Source organism: Microbacterium resistens, from assembly GCF_031456305.1.
In the GTDB taxonomy this organism is placed as follows: Bacteria; Actinomycetota; Actinomycetes; order Actinomycetales; family Microbacteriaceae; genus Microbacterium; species Microbacterium resistens_A.
On record NZ_JAVDUM010000002.1, the window covers coordinates 162,144 to 177,734 of the forward strand.

Annotated in this window: 19 protein-coding genes; 15 read left to right on the plus strand and 4 right to left on the minus strand. The window is 70.7% G+C overall.

The genetic code is table 11. From position 1 onward, the window contains the following. The first annotated feature begins 23 nt into the window (after window positions 1–23). Window positions 24–998 carry a sugar-binding transcriptional regulator gene (locus tag J2Y69_RS02815; RefSeq protein WP_310017328.1) on the plus strand — a complete coding sequence of 325 codons (975 nt, stop codon included), beginning with the start codon at window positions 24–26 and terminating at the stop codon, window positions 996–998. Between the two features lie 23 nt (window positions 999–1,021). Here J2Y69_RS02815 and J2Y69_RS02820 read toward each other — a convergent pair whose 3' ends face one another. Beyond that, the gene (locus J2Y69_RS02820) at window positions 1,022–2,152 is read right to left on the minus strand and encodes a glutamate--cysteine ligase (RefSeq protein ID WP_310017329.1); all 1,131 of its coding nucleotides are present in this window, start codon (window positions 2,150–2,152) and stop codon (window positions 1,022–1,024) included. Window positions 2,153–2,391: 239 nt separating this feature from the next. Between J2Y69_RS02820 and rpsP the strand changes: the two genes are divergently transcribed. From rpsP to trmD, 4 genes are read left to right on the plus strand one after another with little or no spacing between them, the layout of a single operon-like run. Continuing rightward, window positions 2,392–2,811, plus strand: a complete 420-nt coding sequence (gene rpsP, locus J2Y69_RS02825) for a 30S ribosomal protein S16 (protein ID WP_310017330.1) — start codon at window positions 2,392–2,394, stop codon at window positions 2,809–2,811. 6 nt (window positions 2,812–2,817) lie between these two features. Beyond that, window positions 2,818–3,048, plus strand: a complete 231-nt coding sequence (locus J2Y69_RS02830; RefSeq protein ID WP_310017331.1) for an RNA-binding protein — start codon at window positions 2,818–2,820, stop codon at window positions 3,046–3,048. Continuing rightward, window positions 3,032–3,661, plus strand: a complete 630-nt coding sequence (gene rimM, locus J2Y69_RS02835; RefSeq protein WP_396653024.1) for a ribosome maturation factor RimM — start codon at window positions 3,032–3,034, stop codon at window positions 3,659–3,661. Before J2Y69_RS02830 ends, rimM begins: the two co-directional genes overlap by 17 nt. After that, a complete protein-coding gene (trmD, locus tag J2Y69_RS02840; RefSeq protein ID WP_310017334.1) occupies window positions 3,651–4,376 on the plus strand; it encodes a tRNA (guanosine(37)-N1)-methyltransferase TrmD in 726 nt (241 codons plus the stop codon). The genes rimM and trmD overlap by 11 nt, the downstream gene beginning before the upstream one ends. A gap of 108 nt (window positions 4,377–4,484) precedes the next feature. On the opposite strand, the gene J2Y69_RS02845 is transcribed toward trmD, so the two are convergent. Together J2Y69_RS02845 and map are read right to left on the minus strand one after the other, a co-directional pair. Next, window positions 4,485–4,940, minus strand: coding sequence for a hypothetical protein (locus J2Y69_RS02845; protein ID WP_310017337.1), 456 nt, complete (start codon window positions 4,938–4,940; stop codon window positions 4,485–4,487). Window positions 4,941–5,084: 144 nt separating this feature from the next. Then, window positions 5,085–5,867, minus strand: coding sequence for a type I methionyl aminopeptidase (map, locus tag J2Y69_RS02850; protein WP_310017339.1), 783 nt, complete (start codon window positions 5,865–5,867; stop codon window positions 5,085–5,087). Window positions 5,868–6,001: 134 nt separating this feature from the next. Here map and J2Y69_RS02855 point away from each other — a divergent pair, with 134 nt between their 5' ends. The 10 genes from J2Y69_RS02855 (at window position 6,002) to J2Y69_RS02900 (ending at window position 14,557) form a co-directional block, all read left to right on the plus strand. Further along, a complete protein-coding gene (locus J2Y69_RS02855; protein WP_310017341.1) occupies window positions 6,002–6,523 on the plus strand; it encodes an MFS transporter permease in 522 nt (173 codons plus the stop codon). A 190-nt stretch (window positions 6,524–6,713) separates the two neighbouring features. Further along, window positions 6,714–7,061: a 50S ribosomal protein L19 gene (rplS, locus tag J2Y69_RS02860; RefSeq protein ID WP_310017343.1), complete on the plus strand. Its 348-nt coding sequence runs from the start codon at window positions 6,714–6,716 to the stop codon at window positions 7,059–7,061. A 118-nt stretch (window positions 7,062–7,179) separates the two neighbouring features. Then, the gene (gene lepB / locus J2Y69_RS02865) at window positions 7,180–7,947 is read left to right on the plus strand and encodes a signal peptidase I (protein WP_310017345.1); all 768 of its coding nucleotides are present in this window, start codon (window positions 7,180–7,182) and stop codon (window positions 7,945–7,947) included. Continuing rightward, window positions 7,944–8,603: a ribonuclease HII gene (locus J2Y69_RS02870; RefSeq protein WP_310017347.1), complete on the plus strand. Its 660-nt coding sequence runs from the start codon at window positions 7,944–7,946 to the stop codon at window positions 8,601–8,603. Before lepB ends, J2Y69_RS02870 begins: the two co-directional genes overlap by 4 nt. Window positions 8,604–8,649: 46 nt before the next feature. Further along, window positions 8,650–8,976: a DUF2469 family protein gene (locus tag J2Y69_RS02875; protein ID WP_310017349.1), complete on the plus strand. Its 327-nt coding sequence runs from the start codon at window positions 8,650–8,652 to the stop codon at window positions 8,974–8,976. Between the two features lie 99 nt (window positions 8,977–9,075). Next, window positions 9,076–9,438, plus strand: a complete 363-nt coding sequence (locus tag J2Y69_RS02880) for a YraN family protein (RefSeq protein ID WP_310017351.1) — start codon at window positions 9,076–9,078, stop codon at window positions 9,436–9,438. Beyond that, window positions 9,435–10,967 (plus strand): YifB family Mg chelatase-like AAA ATPase, encoded by a 1,533-nt coding sequence (locus J2Y69_RS02885; RefSeq protein WP_310017353.1) that lies wholly within the window; start codon window positions 9,435–9,437, stop codon window positions 10,965–10,967. The genes J2Y69_RS02880 and J2Y69_RS02885 overlap by 4 nt, the downstream gene beginning before the upstream one ends. Next, window positions 10,964–12,208: a DNA-processing protein DprA gene (dprA, locus tag J2Y69_RS02890; protein WP_310017355.1), complete on the plus strand. Its 1,245-nt coding sequence runs from the start codon at window positions 10,964–10,966 to the stop codon at window positions 12,206–12,208. The genes J2Y69_RS02885 and dprA overlap by 4 nt, the downstream gene beginning before the upstream one ends. A 106-nt stretch (window positions 12,209–12,314) precedes the next feature. Further along, window positions 12,315–13,607 (plus strand): ATP-binding protein, encoded by a 1,293-nt coding sequence (locus J2Y69_RS02895; protein ID WP_310017356.1) that lies wholly within the window; start codon window positions 12,315–12,317, stop codon window positions 13,605–13,607. Window positions 13,608–13,654: 47 nt separating this feature from the next. Continuing rightward, the gene (locus tag J2Y69_RS02900; RefSeq protein WP_310017358.1) at window positions 13,655–14,557 is read left to right on the plus strand and encodes a tyrosine recombinase XerC; all 903 of its coding nucleotides are present in this window, start codon (window positions 13,655–13,657) and stop codon (window positions 14,555–14,557) included. 48 nt (window positions 14,558–14,605) lie between these two features. Here the strand turns inward: J2Y69_RS02900 and J2Y69_RS02905 are convergent, their stop codons facing one another. Further along, complete coding sequence (locus tag J2Y69_RS02905) at window positions 14,606–15,217, minus strand: murein hydrolase activator EnvC family protein (RefSeq protein WP_310017360.1); 612 nt, start codon at window positions 15,215–15,217, stop codon at window positions 14,606–14,608. Between the last annotated feature and the right edge of the window lie 374 nt (window positions 15,218–15,591).

Below are 15,591 nucleotides of genomic sequence, written 5' to 3' on the forward strand. Positions count from 1 at the left end.
AATCGGCCCGAAGGAGGCGTCGGATGAGCCCCAGAGATGAACGGACGCGCGACGACAAGGTGGTCTCGGCGCTCACCGCCGCACAGCTGTACTACCTGCAGGACAAGACGATGGACGTGATCGCCCGCGAGCTCGGCACCTCCCGCTCCTCGGTGTCGCGCCTCCTGAGCTACGCGAGGGAGGTCGGACTGGTCGACATCAGGATCAACTCGCCCGTCGAGCGGGTGGGGATGCTGGAGCACCGGATCCACGAGCGCTTCCGGGTGTCGGCCCATGTCGTGCCGATGTCGGAGAGCGTGACCGAGGTGGAACGGCTGGAGCGCGTCGCTCTCACTGCGGGGCGCTTGCTCGCGCAGTTCGTCGAGTCGAACATGATCGTGGGCGTCGCCTGGGGGTCGACGATCAGCGCCGTCAGCCGCGAGCTCGGCCACAAGGAGACCCACGGCACGACGGTCGTTCAGCTCAACGGCGCGGGCAACACCCAGACCAGCGGGCTGGAGTACTCCAGCGATATCCTGCAGCGCTTCGGGCAGGCCTTCGGCGCGCAGGTGCAGCTCTTCCCCGTGCCCGCCTTCTTCGACGACCCGCTGACGCGCGAGGCGATGTGGCGGGAGCGGAGCACGCGGCGGGTGCTCGATCTCCAGGCGAAGATGGACGTCGCGGTCTTCGGGCTGGGCTCACCCGCCGCGGAGGTGCCGAGCCGGGTGTACATCGGCGGCTATCTCAGCCGGGAGGACTATCGCAGCCTCCGGGAGGACCGGGCGGTGGGCGACGTCGCGACGGTGTTCTTCCGTTCCGGCGGCAGCTGGAAGGATATCCGCCTCAACGCGCGCGCCACCGGCCCCGACCTCGATCGCCTGCGGCGGGTGGCGCGGCGCTTCTGCGTGGTCGCGGGGACGCAGAAGCTCCCGAGCCTGCATGCCGCGATCCGCTCGGGGCTCATCACGGACGTCGTCCTGGATGAGGGGCTGGCGCGGGAGCTCGCCGAGACTCCCTGAGCCGGATCCGTCAGCCCGAGCGGTCAGCGGAGTCCGGCCTCGAACTCGGCGATCAGGTGCCCGACGACGCGGCGGAGATCGCCGGTCTCGTCGGCGACGGCGAGCTGGCGGGCATAGCTCGCCCCGCTCTCGAGGATCCCGGTGACCCGCGACAGCTCGACGGCGGCGCCGAGGTCGTGTGCGACCGGAGTCAGGAGCGCAAGGGTCTCGGCGAGGTGCTCGCGCACGGGGCGCTGCAGACCGTCCGCGTCGACGATGACCTCCGCGTCGAGCCCGTAGCGGGCCGCCCGCCACTTGTTCTCGCGGTGGAACCACGGGGGCAGCACGGGCAGCGCCCGTCCTTCGTCCAGCATCCGGGAGAAATGCTCGACGAGGGCCTGGACGAGCGCGGCGACCGCGGCGAGCTCCGGGAGCGTCGACATCCCGTCGCAGGCACGGACCTCGATCGTCCCCCAGCGCGGGGCGGGACGGATGTCCCAGCGGACCTCCGTCGCGTCCGAGAGCACCCCGGTCCGCTCCATGTCGGCGAGGTACGCCTCGAACTCCGCCCAGGTCCGCAGCGGCCAGGGCAGCCCCGCCGTCGGCAGCTGCTGGAAGACCAGCGCGCGGTTGGACGCGTAGCCCGTGCGCTCGCCCGCCCAGAACGGGCTCGACGCCGCGAGCGCCTGCAGGTGCGGCAGGTATGCGCTCAGCGCGCCGACGAGGGGGAGGACCTTGTCGCGGTCCTCGACGCCGATGTGCACATGTATGCCCCAGATCATCATGTTGCGGCCCCACCACTGGGTCCGCTCGATGAGGCTGTGATAGCGCGTCTTGTCCGTCACCTGCTGGTCGTACCACTGGGCGAACGGATGGCTTCCTGCCGAGAGCAGCGCGATCCCGGCGGGCTCCGTCGCAGCGCGGACGGACGCGATCGCCTCGGCGATGTCGGACACAGCGTCGGCGACGGTCGCGCCGACTCCGCTCGTGACCTCGATCGTGTTGGTGAGCAGTTCACCGGTGACCGTGTGGCGCTCGTCGGCGCTCTGCTCCTCGAGGGCGGAGAGCAGCTCCGGGGCACGGCCGACGAGGTCGCCGGTCTCCGGGTCGGCGAGCATGAGCTCCCATTCGAGGCCCACCGTCGAGCGCTCGGATTCGGCGAAGCGGATCGTCACGTGCACAGTCTGACACGCGGCGTCGGCGTCGCCCTCGCGCCCGACTCGGGGCGTCATGCGGGGTGCGACACGGCCTCGGGCCGGTGTTCGCGGGGTGGGGCGGGATCTGGCAGAATAGAAGGTCGGACGGCATGCTCGACCCTCTATCCAGCGTGCCATCCTCCGCAGAGCTTCCACCGGGTGTGCACCCCACGCTCCAGGTGATCAGTTCGTTTCCTTCCACACCATTCAGGAGAATCGTGGCTGTCAAGATTCGTCTCAAGCGCCTGGGCAAGATCCGTGCGCCGTACTACCGCATCGTCGTCGCCGACTCGCGCACCAAGCGCGACGGTCGTGTGATCGAGGAGATCGGCAAGTACCACCCGACCGAGGAGCCCTCGTTCATCGAGGTCGACTCCGAGCGCGCGCAGTACTGGCTGTCCGTCGGCGCCCAGCCGACCGAGCAGGTGCGCGCCATCCTCAAGATCACCGGTGACTGGGGCACCTTCAAGGGCGAGAAGGACGCGAAGTCCACGCTGAAGACCGCCGAGCCGAAGGCCCCCTTCGAGATCGACGCCGCCAAGAAGTCGGTCATCACGCCGAAGGCCGCGAAGAAGGAGGCTCCCGTCGAGGAGGCTCCGGCCGAGGCCGCGGCGGACGCCGCGACCGACGCGGAGTAATCCGCCGTGCTCGCCGCCGCGCTCGAACACGTCGTCAAGGGGATCGTGGATCACCCGGACGACGTGACCATCACCGCGTCCGCCTCGCCGCGAGGCGACCTGCTCGAGGTGCGTGTGCATCCCGACGACCGGGGACGGGTGATCGGGCGCGGCGGCCGCACCGCCAAGGCGCTGCGCACGCTCATCGCCGCGCTGGCGGACGGGCGTCGTGTCCGCGTCGATGTCGCGGACGACTGACGTGGCCGCTCGCGAACGCGCGGGAGGTCGCAACCAGCTTCGCGTCGGACGTCTGGTCAAGGCGCACGGCCTCAAGGGCGCGCTGAAGCTGGAGCTCTACACCGATGACCCGGCCGGGCGTTTCGTTCCCGGCGCCGAGTTCACGTTGCAGGTGCCGGAGGCGTCTCCGTGGCACGGCAAGACCGTGACGGTCCGTGACTACCGGGTCATGAACGGCAACTCCGTGGTCTTCCTCGACGGCGTCGAGGAGCGGTCGGATGCCGAGGGGCTGGTCAAGGCGATCCTCTGGATCGACCAGGACGACACCGAGGAGCCCGAGGACGACGCCTGGTACGACCATCAGCTCGTCGGTCTCGATGTGCTCCGCGACGACGCCGTGATCGGTCGGGTCGTCCGTGTCGAGCACCTCCCGGCGCAGGACCTGTTGATCGTCCGCGCGGGTGAGGCCGAGGTCATGGTCCCGTTCGTGGCCGCGTTCGTCCCGACGGTGGACGTCGCGGGAGGCCACGTGGTGGTCACGCCGCCTCCCGGTCTCTTCGAGGAGGTCGCGGAGGACGACGAGCCGGTGACGCCGGCCGAGGACACGGAGCAGGGCGCGCCCGGTGCGGATTGACGTCGTCTCGATCTTCCCGTCCTACTTCGACGGCTTGGCGCTGTCGCTGCTCGGCAAGGCGCGGGAGACGGGTCTGCTCGATCTGAGCGTGCGCGACCTGCGCGAATGGACGCAGGACAGGCACCGCACCGTCGATGACACCCCCTACGGGGGCGGGGCCGGCATGGTCATGAAGCCGGAGCCCTGGGGGCAGGTGCTGGACGAGCTCGTCGGCGATGCCCCGAAGGAGGGCGCAGCTCGTCCGACCATCATCTTCCCTTCGCCTGCCGGCGAGGTGTTCACTCAGGCGACGGCCCGCGAGCTCGCCGGCCGTGAACATCTCCTCTTCGGCTGCGGCCGCTACGAGGGCATCGACGAGCGGGTCTTCGACGAGGCGGCCTCGTACGGCGAGGTGCGTCTGATCAGCCTCGGGGACTACGTGCTGAACGGGGGAGAGGTCGCCGTGATGGCGATGATCGAGGCGATCGGACGTCTCATCCCCGGCGTCGTCGGCAACCCGGAGAGCCTGGTCGAGGAGTCGCACGAGGACGGCCTGCTGGAATACCCCTCGTACACGAAGCCCGCGGTGTGGCGGGAGAGGGCTGTTCCGGAGATCCTCCTCAGCGGCAACCACGGCGCCATCGCGGTGTGGCGTCGGGAGCAGCAGGTGCAGCGCACCAGGGAGCGTCGCCCCGATCTGCTCCCGGAAGCGGGAGCAGATCCCTCCGAGGCATGACGCCCGGCCGCTCAACGAGCTTCGATGCGCTCACGGGCATCCGCCGGCGTGAGCGCATCGAATAGGCGGCCCCGTGTCGTGGACCGGACCGGTAGCCGGTGATCGGGCTCAGCCGCAGGTGTAGACCGTGCCGTCGACGTCCCAGACACCGGGACCGTACTGCGCGCAGTTCGCGATGATCGCCGCGACCACGGCGATCACGACGAGGCCGACGACGATCCAGACGATCGTGAGGATCGCGCCGATGATGATGCCTGCGATCGAGAGGCCGGAGGGCGCACCGATCCTGCGGAGCTTCACCGTCGCGACGATGCTGATGATCATTCCGACCAGCGGCAGCAGGAACGCGAGGACGAAGCCGGTGATCGCCAGGCCGCGGCCGGGGACAGGCGCCGGCGGCGTGGCGTATCCGGTGGCCGGCCCGGGATAGGGCTGGCCGGGGGCCGTCGGCTGTTGCGGCGGATAGACCGGTGCGGACTGCCCGGCCGGCTCGCCCGGGTACGCCGGGACGGACGGAGGCACGGGTGCGCCGGGGACGGGACCGGGCTGCTCAGGATTGGTCATGATGGCACCCTCTCTTTGACGGGGGAGCGGATCGCGGGCGCGACCCTCCGCGGGCTCGTCACGGTGACTCGCCAGGGCTCCGAGTCTAGGGAAGCGGCTCGGTGCCCGCCATCCTGCGCGGCATGGCGCGTCCGGGGGAGCGGATCAGTCCACGCCGAGGAAGGAGCGATCCGTGAGGACGATCGGGCCGTCCTCGGTGATCGCGACGGTGTGCTCGGAATGGGCGCCGCGCGAGCCGTCGGCGCTGCGCAGGGTCCAGCCGTCGGGGTCCGTGACCAGCTCGTCCGTCGTGGCGAGGAGCCACGGCTCCAGGGCCAGGACGAGACCGGCGCGCAGCGGGAACCCTCGTCCTGCGCGTCCGTCGTTCGGGACGTGCGGGTCACCGTGCATGGTGCGCCCCACGCCGTGTCCGCCGAAGTCCGTGTTGATCGAATAGCCCTCGCCGCGTGCGATCTCCGCAACGGACGCGGAGATGTCGCCGATGCGATTGCCGACCGCCGCAGCGGCGATCGCGGCGTCCAGCGCACGCTCGGTCGTCTCGATCAGCCGGAGGTCCTCGTCGCGGGCCGTCCCGACCACGAAGGACACGGCCGAGTCGGCGACCCACCCGTCGACCGCGACCGCGAAGTCGAGCGAGACGAGGTCGCCGTCGCGCAGGACGTAGTCGTGGGGGAGCCCGTGCAGCACCGCGTCGTTGACCGATGTGCAGATGACCTTACCGAAGGGGCTGGCACCGAAGGAGGGGTGGTAGTCGATGTAGCAGGACTCGGCCCCGGCCTTGCGGATGAGATCGTGTGCGCGCTGGTCGATGGACAGCAGGTTCGTCCCGATCCGCGTGTCCTCGCGGAGCGCGGCCAGGGTCTCGGCGACGAATCGGCCGGCGGCGCGCATCTCGTCGATCTCGGCAGGTGTGCGCAGTTCGATCATCGGGGGTCCTCTCGCTCCCCGCTATTCTCGCCCATCCGTGCCGGCGTTCGGCGAGGACGCGTGCGCGGCGATGCAGAGGACGCTCACAGCGAACGACGGGCGCCACTGTCGGCGGGGCGACGTACGATCGCGGTATGTGGTTGCGGCGAGCGTTCTTCCAGTGGCTCTTTCCTGCCGCGCTCGTGCTGCCGGTCTGGCTCCTGATCGGGTGGGGCGTCTTCCAGGCCGGCGGATGGGCATTCCTGTGGGTACTCTTCATCGCCGTCCCCTCGGTCCTCGTGGGGGAGCTCGTGCTGGCGCTGCTCGTTCGGGCCCGTCCGTCCGTCCGCGCATCCAGGGCCGTCTCCTGGTGGGACGTCGGCGGCTTCGCGCTCTGGCACGCGCTGACGATCGCCGTCGGCTTCTTCGCCCCCGGGTTCCCCTGGATGCTGACCGGGGCGGTCGTCGCGTTCCTCGCCCTCTTCTGGCTGACGCTCTGGCAGCTGTGGAACGAGGCCAGGGGGCGCGGGCGCCTCGTCACGGACGCCGGCGCGACGTGGGTGACGGCCTCGGGTGCCGAGGACGCCTCTCGGGGTTCTCGGCCATCGTGGCAGCAGGGCGAGGTCATCGTGATCACCGAGGCCGGGCACTCCGACGAGAGCCGTCCTCGGCGCTGACGGCAGGGAGCCGCGGCTGACCGCATGCCCGTTTTGGCGCGGGTGCCGATCCGTGGCAGAATTGACCCTTGTGCCGTGACCGGCCCTGCCTCAGGGGAGCCCGCGGACGCGCAATGCGCCGTTCGGCACCGACACATTCTTATCCCTTCCAGATGCATCCGACCTGAGGCGAGTGCAGAGAGAGACGATCATGCAGATCCTCGACGCCGTCGATGCGGCCTCGCTCCGTTCCGACATTCCCGACTTCTTCCCCGGCGACACCGTCAAGGTGCACGTGAACATCACCGAGGGAAGCCGCTCCCGTATCCAGGTCTTCCAGGGGGCCGTCATCGGCCGTCAGGGCGACGGTGTGCGCGAGACCTTCACGGTCCGCAAGATCAGCTTCCAGGTGGGCGTCGAGCGCACCTTCCCGGTGCACTCCCCGGTGATCGACCACATCGAGGTCGTCACCCGCGGTGACGTGCGTCGCGCGAAGCTCTACTACCTCCGCAACCTCCGCGGCAAGAAGGCGAAGATCAAGGAGAAGCGCGACAACTGACGCGTGCACTTCCGGAGCGCCCCGAGACACGTTGTCTCGGGGCGCTCTGTTCGTCCCGCGGTGTGGGACGCTAGAGAGGCCGTCACGAGGCGGCTGGATCCCTCGTGTTAGGAACCCGATGAGCTACGACACCGCCGCCGAGGCCGCTCCGTCACGGGAGGTCCGGCGGCCGGGCAAGCGGCGCGGCTGGCTGATCTTCCTCCGCGACGTGCTCGTGATCCTCCTGGTCGCCGTCCTGGTCTCCTTCCTCGTGAAGAGCTTCATCGTCCGGAGCTTCTTCATCCCCTCCAGCTCGATGGAGGACACGCTCCTGGTCAAGGACCGGATCCTCGTCGACGAGCTGACCCCGCGCTGGACCTCCTATCACCGCGGCGACGTCATCGTCTTCAAGGATCCGGGAGGGTGGCTCCCGCCCGCCCAGCCCCAGCCCCCTCGCTCCCCGCTGGAGGAGGCCGGCGAGTGGCTGCTCACGATCGTGGGGATCGCCGCGCCCGACTCCGACGACCACCTCGTCAAGCGTCTCATCGGACTTCCCGGCGACCACGTCGTCTGCTGCAACGCGCTCGGCCAGATCACGGTCAACGACTCGCCGATCGACGAATCGGCCTACATCAAGCTGCCCCCCGGCGACACGAAGGCCTCGAACATCCCGTTCGACGTCACGGTCCCCGACGGCGCCGTCTGGGTGCTGGGCGACAACCGCGATCGCTCGCAGGACTCCCGTTACCATCAGGATCAGCCGGGTGGCGGGTTCGTGCCGATGTCGAACATCGTCGGGAGATCGTTCCTGATCACCTGGCCCTTCGGACGCTTCGGCATGATCGACGGGCACTACGAGGTCTTCAACGGCGTTCAGGAGCGAGGACGGACAGGGGCGAGCGGATGACGGTCGTCGCGCCGCGCCTCACGCTCGAGCGGAGGCTGCTCCGCGAGTACGGGTACGTGATCGCCCTCGACGAGGTGGGGCGAGGGGCTCTGGCGGGTCCGGTCGCTGTGGGGGCCGCGGTCGTGGATGCGGCCGCCGCGCGTCGGCGCGTCCCGGAGGGACTGCGCGACTCGAAGCTCGTGACGGAGCGACGGCGCCCGGACGTCGCGGAGCGCGCCGAGGCCTGGGTGGTCGCCAGCGCCGTCGGCTGGGCGGGGAACGACGAGGTCGACGAGGTGGGGATCATGCGGGCGCTCGGGCTCGCCGCCTCGCGCGCGATCCTGGCCGTGTGCGCGGGAGGGATCGATGTCGCCGAGTCCCTGGTCGTCCTGGACGGCAACCACGACTACGTGTCCGCTGTCCACCCCGGCCCCCTCGACGTGCGCCCGGTGGTCAAGGCCGACCGCGACTGCGCATCGGTGTCGGCGGCATCCGTGATCGCCAAGGTCGCGCGGGACGGGCTCATGGTGCGTCATCACGAGGAGCACCCCCATTACCAGTGGGACCGGAACAAGGGGTATGCCAGCCCCGAGCATCGTGAGGCCATCCGCGAGCACGGACTCAGTCCTCTCCACCGCTCGTCCTGGGCGATCGCGGACGCGCCGACGCTCTTCTGAGGCCCCGTGCTCGGAGGGCGCTCGGTGCTCATAGGATGGAGGGACCATGGACGACGACGCCTTCGACGACTACGACCGCGAGCTCGAGCTCGCCCTGTACCGGGAGTACCGCGACGTCGTGTCGCAGTTCCAGTACGTGATCGAGACGGAGCGGCGCTTCTACCTCGCCAACGACGTGAACGTGGTGCGTCGCGACACGGAGAACGACTTCTACTTCGAGGTCTCGATGACCGATGTCTGGGTGTGGGATATCTATCGTGCCGACCGGTTCGTGAAGGCCGTGCGCGTGCTCACGTTCAAGGACGTCAACATCGAGGAGCTGTCCCGGCGGGAGTTCGAGCTGCCCCAGGAGCTGTCGCTCGACGGCGAGTAGTCCGTCCCGCCTCCCTCCACAGAGCGGTTTTCGAGGGCCTTCTCCACGGGCCGTGGGATCGACGGTCCTCGTGTCCGTGCGGCCGGGCACGCTGTGGGGATGGCAGCGAAGGACGACCTCGGACGGGCCGGGGAGCAGCGGGCGGTACGGCACCTGACCCGGCAGGGCTATCGGATCCTCGATCGCAACTGGCGGTGCGAGCACGGGGAGCTCGACATCGTCGCCGTGCGGGGCCGGGTCCTCGCCGTCGTCGAGGTGAAGACCCGTCGATCCCTTGCCTACGGGCATCCGTTCGAGGCGGTCGATGCGCGCAAGCGCTCGCGTCTCTGGCGTCTCGCGCACGTCTGGGCGCTCCGGCATCCTGAGGTGTGCCGGGGGAGGACCCTGCGCATCGACGCGATCGGGATCGTGGGGGAGGATCCCGACACCGCGGTGCTGGAGCATCTCGAGGATCTGCGATGAGCACCGCAACGACCTGGGCGGTCGCGCTCACCGGGATCGTCGGTCACATGGTGGAGGTCGAGGCCGACCTGTCGCAGCAGACGCCCCGGTTCGAGCTGATCGGTCTCGGCGATCGTGCGCTGGGCGAGGCCGTCAGCCGGGTGCACAACGCCTGCAAGAACAGCGGGCTGGATCTGCCGCCGCGTCGACTCACGGTGAACCTCTCGCCGGCCAGCCTGCCCAAGCACGGCTCCGGCTTCGATCTGGCGATCGCGGTCGCGGCGCTGGCCACCCAGGGGTCGTTGGACGTCGAGTCGGTCCGGCGCACGGTCCATCTCGGCGAGCTGGGTCTGGACGGACGCCTGCGCCCTGTCCCTGGTGTGCTCCCTGCGCTGCACGCCGCGCGCCGTGCCGGTTTCGCGCGTGCGGTGATCCCGGCGGCCAATGCGGCGGAGGCACGGCTCGTTCCCGATGTCGAGGTGCACGCGGTCGCTGCCCTGGCGCAGGTCGCGCTGCTGCACGGCGCAGAGCTGCCGGAGCCCGTCGACGTCGTCCCGGTCCAGGCCGTCGCCAGGGAGGAGGCGGTCGTGGAGGAGCTGGAGCTCGCTGACGTCGTCGGCCAGAGGGAAGCGGTGGAGGCGCTGATCGTCGCCGCGGCGGGTGGACACCATCTGCTGCTGAGCGGACCGCCGGGAGCGGGCAAGACGATGCTCGCACGACGCCTGCCCGGCCTCCTGCCCGACCTGGGGGACGAGATCGGGCTCGAAGCCGCCTGCATCCGCTCGCTGGCGGGCGAGACGGTCCTCGGCCTCGCGCGCCGCCCGCCCTTCGTCGCCCCGCACCACAGCGCCTCCGTGGCCGCGCTCGTCGGCGGAGGGTCGCGGCAGGCGAGACCGGGCGCCGTCGTCCGGGCGCATGGCGGGGTGCTCTTCGTGGACGAGGCGGCCGAGGCGCCGCGAGCGGTGCTCGACGCGCTGCGGCAGCCCCTCGAGTCCGGATCCATCGAGATCCACCGTGCGGAGTTCACCGCGTCCTTCCCTGCACGCTTCCAACTGATCCTCGCCACCAATCCCTGCCCCTGCGGTGTGCATGGCGTGGCGGGGGAGGAATGCGTGTGCCCGCCGTCGGCCATCCGCCGATACGGGGCTCGTCTCTCCGGCCCGCTGCGCGATCGGCTGGACATCGAGATCCATGTGTCGCGCGTCGCCGCCGCGGTAGCGACCGGGGAGGGACGAGGCCCTGTCACGACCGCGCAGGCGCGGGAACGGGTCGTGGAGGCGAGGGGGCGCGCCGCGAGCCGGTGGGCGGGAACGCCGTGGTCGGTCAACGCCCATGTTCCCGGCACCTGGCTGCGGCAGGGGCGGCATCGTCTGGCCGCGACGGTTCGCGAGCCTCTCGATCATGCCCTGCAACGCGGAGCCTTGACGCTGCGCGGATACGACCGGGTTCTTCGCCTGGCCTGGTCCATCGCCGACCTGGACGGCGTGGATTCACCGGATGTCGGTCACGTCGGGCGAGCACTCTTTCTGAAGAGGGGGCTGCAGGCATGAGCGGTCAGGGGCCCGATGGGCCGTCTGGCGATGTCGGACGGTCGCACGATGGTGCCGCAGGACGTCATGCGATCGAAGACGTCCTGAACAGCACCGCTCTTCTCGCGGCGGTGGGCAGGATGCGCCCGGACCGGGAGCCGTCCGAGCTCCTCGCCCGTGTCGTCTGGAACACGCTCGCCGAACCCGGAGACGGCACCGCCGGGGCGATCGTCTCGGCTCTGGGGCCGGAGGAGGCGCTGCATGTCGCTTTCGGAGACGGGGGAGGCGCATGGCAGGGCGCCGAGCGTCCGGCCGCTCGTGTGCTGGCGGAAGCACGTCGTCGATGGGTCTCGCGGCTGGATCCGGGGCGGGTCGAGGATGCGATGGATCGTGCGTTCCGCTGCGGTGCGCGGCTGCTGGCCCCAGGAGATGCGGTGTGGCCGGTCCGACTCGACGATCTGCAGGAGAGCGCACCGCACGTGCTGTGGGTCCGCGGATCGGACGAGGCGCTCGGCCGGACCGGCGTCGCGATCGTCGGCGCCCGCGCCGCGAGCGCCTATGGCGAGCACGTCGCCGCGGAGTTCGCGGGCGACCTCGCCGGCGACGGCCTGGTCGTGGTGTCCGGCGGGGCGTACGGCATCGACGGGGCCGCGCATCGAGCGGCGCTGGGCGTGGACGGCGAGACGGTCGCGGTTCTCGCGGGCGGCGTGGATCGCGCCTACCCGGCAGGCCACAGTCAGCTGTTCGGCAGGATCGTGGAGAACGGTGCGGTGATCAGCGAGCTTCCCTGCGGGGCCGCTCCCACACGATGGCGCTTCCTGGCGCGGAACCGCGTGATCGGCGCTCTCGCTGCGGCCACGGTCGTGGTCGAGGCGGGGTGGCGGAGCGGTTCCCTGAACACTGCGGGGCACGCTGCGGCGCTGGGACGCCCGCTCGGGGCCGTTCCCGGGCCGGTCACGTCCTCGACCTCCGCGGGGTGTCATCGCCTGCTGCGGGAGTACGACGCGCAGTGCGTGACCACGGCTGCCGAGGTCCGGGAGCTCCTCGGTCCATCAGTCTCGCTCCCGCCGGGGGCACTCGAGGCCGATCCGGATCTCATCGGCCTTCGGGACGCGCTGAGCGGACGGGCGTTCCGTGACGTTCAGGAGCTGGCCCGGCGGTCGGGGCTCTCCAGGGAACGAGTCGAGGCGCTGCTCGGGATGCTCGAGCTCGACGGAGGAGCGGTGCGGGGTGACGGGGGCTGGCGCGGCGTCCGCGGATGACGGCGGGGGTATCCGTATGCCGGCGCACGCGTCGGCGACGGACGAGGCGACTATTCAGGGGTTGATAACTTTATCAAGGGGCCGGATTGTTGATAAAGTTATCATCATGCGAGACGCTCTCGACAACCCATTCAGTCCCGGCTCCGACACCATTCCGGAGGTCTGGGCGGGGCGCACCGACCAGCTGAGCGATTGGCGCGACGTCGTGCGTCCCCGACGACTGGCCGGCCTTCCCGAGCGGGGGCGGACCATCCTCGGCGAACCGGGGCTGGGGAAGTCCACGCTGGTCCGTCGCATCGCCCAGGAGGCGTCTCGCGCCGGGGACTGGGTCACACCCCAGCTGCGTATCCCGGCCGGCGCCGACCCCCTCAAGCTGGTCGCGGAGGCGATACTGAAGCTCGCCTCCGATGCCGGGCTCCCGTCCTCGCGTGAGAAGCGCATCGGAGCCGCCATCGCTCGGGTGCAGGCGGTCGCCGTCTCCGGATTCTCGCTCACCCTTCGTGGCGCGGACGGGCCGGAGCCGTATTCGGCGCTCACGGACCTTCTGATCGAGGTGGGGCTCGCCGCGATCGCACGCGGCCAGGTCATGGCGCTGATCCACATCGACGAGATCCAGAACATCATCGATGAGAAGGCGCTCTCGCAGTTGCTCATCGCGCTCGGCGACGCCCTCACGCACGAGGTCGAAGTCGAGGTCCCCGGGGGCGCCCGTGTGAGCCGTTCGCTGCCGATCGCCGTCTATCTCACCGGCCTGCCCGACTTCGAGGACATGGCCGGCGCCCGCAAGGGGGCCACGTTCGCTCGCCGCTTCAAGACCACGACGCTCTTCGCGATCGATGACGAGGACCTCGCCGAGGCCCTCCAGGAGTTCGTCCTGGAGGGCTGGGGGATTCCTGACGAGAACGGCGGCACCGCCCGAATCCGGATGGAGCCCAGGGCGGCAGCGCTTATCGCGGAGGTGTGCCGAGGCGAGCCGTTCCTGTTCCAGCTCGCGGGTGAGCAGGCGTGGTACGCGGGCAAGGGCCAGACGATCACGGCGGCGGAGGTCGGCCGGGGCTGGCGCGGTGCGCAGCGCGAGGCCACCGCTCATGTCGAGCGCGTCCTCGAGCGTCTCCCCGCCCGCGAACGTCAGCTCCTGCAGGCGATGGCCGAGCTCCCCGCCGCCGAGCGCACCCTCTCGAGGATCGCCGAGATGATGGGCTTCGCCAAGGTCACCGACGCCGGGCCCACCTCCCAACGGCTGGACACCGTGCGGGGCATCATCGATCGAGGTCGGCCGTACACGTTCCGGCACCGTGCGATCGAGGCCTACCTCACGAGCGACTGGCCGGGGATCCGCGTCGAGGCCATGAGCGACGAGGAGCGGGGTGACGGGGAGCCTCGTGGCTTCCATCGATGACGGCGCGGGATGTCCGATGGCCGTGCGGCCGAGCGCATGCTGGAGGCATGCAGCTGTCCGCCGCCGTCGAGGAGTTCGCGGTGCACCTCGCCAGGGTGCGTCGTCTGTCGCCGGCGACCGTGCGCGCGTATCGATCGGACCTCGCCGACCTCGCCGCGGTCACCGGTGATCCGCCCCTCGCTGAGGTCGATCTGGAGGCGTTGCGCGACTGGCTGTGGCAGGCGACGCAGCGCGGCGACGCCAGGGCGACGCTGGCGCGCCGGACGGCGGCGGCCCGCTCGTTCTTCGCCTGGGCCAAGGATGAGGAGCGCATCGTCACGGACCCGAGCCTGCGTCTCGTCTCGCCCAAGCGCGGACGCACGCTGCCCGCCGTCGCCTCCGCCGACGCGCTGCGCGGGCTCCTGGAGGATCTGAGGGCCATCGCGGCCGAGGGCGACCCGATCGCGCTCCGCGACAGCGCGGTGCTGGAGATGCTCTACGGATCCGGCATGCGGGTGTCCGAGCTCTGCGGGCTCGACGTGGACGACGTGGACCTGGACCGGGAGACCGCGCGGGTTCTCGGGAAAGGCGGCAAGGAGCGGGTCGTCCCGTTCGGGCGGCCCGCGGGCGATGCCGTCGCGGCGTACCTCCGCCGGGCGCGGCCGGTTCTCCTGGCACGCGCGGCCGTCCCCTCGGCGGCGCTCTTCCGCGGGGCCAGGGGAGGGGTGCTGGGCCCCCGCACGGTCTACAGCCTCGTCGCCCGGACGCTCGGACCGCTCATTGGCGCCGAGACCGTGGGGCCGCACGCCCTTCGCCATTCGGCGGCCACGCATCTGCTCGACGGCGGCGCCGACCTCCGCGCCGTGCAGGAGATCCTCGGGCACGCGAGCCTCGGGACGACGCAGATCTACACGCATGTCTCCGCCGAGCGGCTCACCGCCGCCTATCGGCTCGCGCATCCCCGCGCATAGACCCGCCTCCCTGCTCTGCCGCGCCCCGTGTCGGGCAGAGATCCGGCCTCAGCAGGTCGTCCCGCCACAGGGGAGGAGGATCGCCCGCGGTGCCTTCCCGAACAGGGGCAGCGGGTCGACGTAGGCACCGTCCCGGCGCACCCCGACGTGGAGCGTTCCCGGCGGGGCATGGCCTCCGGTGCCCACGATCCCCACGCCCTCGCCCCGGCGCACGGCGGTGCCCGGAGTCAGCGTGCTCTCCAGTGCCTCGTACGTCGTGACGAGCCCGCCGCCGTGGTCGATCGTGATCAACGGGCGATCGACCACGACGCCGCGGAAGGCGACGACTCCGTCCGCGGGACTGCGCACCTCGCCGGAACCCGCGATGTCCATCCCCCGATGCCCCGGGCCGTAGGCGTGCGCGGGCGCTCGATACGGAGCGACGATCCGGCGGGCGCCGGCGAACGGCCAGGCCCAGTCGCCGCTCGATGTCCGGGGCCCTGCCCGGTCGTCGTCGGCCGATACGGCATGGGCGGTGGACCCGGGCGGCAGGACCGACCCGAACGACGGGGGCGACATGATCGGCGAGGCGACGAGGAGGACCGAGAGGGCGGTCGAGAGTATCGCGGCGGCGAGCATCGGGATGCGACGGGTCGGGCGGAGTGCGGGACGAGCGGTCATCCATCGATGCTCCATGCCAGGAGCGACGGGCGGGACCGTCTTGTCGCCGTTCGTGGAGAACGCGTCGAGGACTTGACCTCGTGCAGGACGGCGGCGGGCATGCCTGCGGCACCGAACAGCGGGGGACCCAGACGCACGACCAGCGCGCAGGATCAGGGTGCGGGATCAGGGTGCGGGATCGGGCCGGGAGCCGGGTGCTGCGGGGGTGTACGTGCTGATATGCTGGACGAGCATCTCGGTTTCGAGGTGACTACGCGTGCCCACAGCGTTCAACGTGGCGACTCACTCCGACGGTCCCTTCCGAGGGCGGGGTGTGCGCCGGGCACCAGGGACAGCCGAACGCCCGTTCGGCTCGATCAACCGGAACGGCGCAC